Source organism: Oleiphilus sp. HI0128, assembly GCF_001635365.1.
Window position 1 is genome coordinate 1 of the sequence record NZ_LWGG01000517.1, and the last position, 590, is coordinate 590.

The following is a 590-nucleotide window of genomic DNA, read 5'->3' on the forward strand; positions in this document are numbered from 1 at the left end:
ATCATCTGTGACCAAGCTACTTGAGAGCTGTGAAACGATAGAGCAAGTAGCTCAGCGTTTAAGTGAAACTGATACTTTGGGCCATCAAAGCAATGAATAAAATGCCATTCTCTCTTCAGGTGACTATATTTCTTGTCACATTCTCGCTATTAGCTATTTATATGGTTGGCGGCTTAGAAACCGAAGATGGTAAAACTCTCTTGGTGATCGTACTTATTGGTGGCTTGATCTCCACACTCCGAGCAGCCTACCTAAGAAATAAGCAAATTAAGAAAGCGATAGCGCGTCAAAAAGAGCTGTCTTGAGCTTAACTCATCAGCTTTGCTTTTTTCGTCGCACTAACTGGCTCAATAAGGCTCTAAGCTTCGCGGGTTTAAGCGGTTTGCTTAAAAAGTTGAAGCCTTGCCCTTTCGCTATACTCGCCAACTCTGGTTCGGAGGCGGCTGAAATGATGCAGACGGGAACGTCTTGCCCCCATATCTCTAATAGCTCATTCGCTAATTTGATACCGTTTGAATACTTGTCTTCGCCTTCATCATGCGTCAGCTGGTAGTCCATGAGTAGCACGTCAGGTACAAAGTGTTTGGTAC

At 44.1% G+C, this 590-nt stretch carries 2 protein-coding genes; one reads left to right on the plus strand and one right to left on the minus strand.

The window, feature by feature from the left end; genetic code table 11:
• Window positions 1-92: 92 nt before the first annotated feature.
• Entirely contained in the window at window positions 93-305 is a 213-nt protein-coding gene (locus A3763_RS06115; RefSeq protein WP_156490258.1) for a hypothetical protein, read from the plus strand.
• Window positions 306-315: 10 nt separating this feature from the next.
• On the opposite strand, the gene A3763_RS06120 is transcribed toward A3763_RS06115, so the two are convergent.
• On the minus strand, window positions 316-590 hold a 275-nt coding region (locus A3763_RS06120; protein WP_156494962.1), incomplete at its 5' end, for a response regulator.

Coding starts and splice junctions, on each gene's coding strand:
- A3763_RS06115 (WP_156490258.1), top strand. CDS start 93: ATGAATAAAATGCCATTCTCTCTTCAGGTGACTATATTTCTTGTCACA.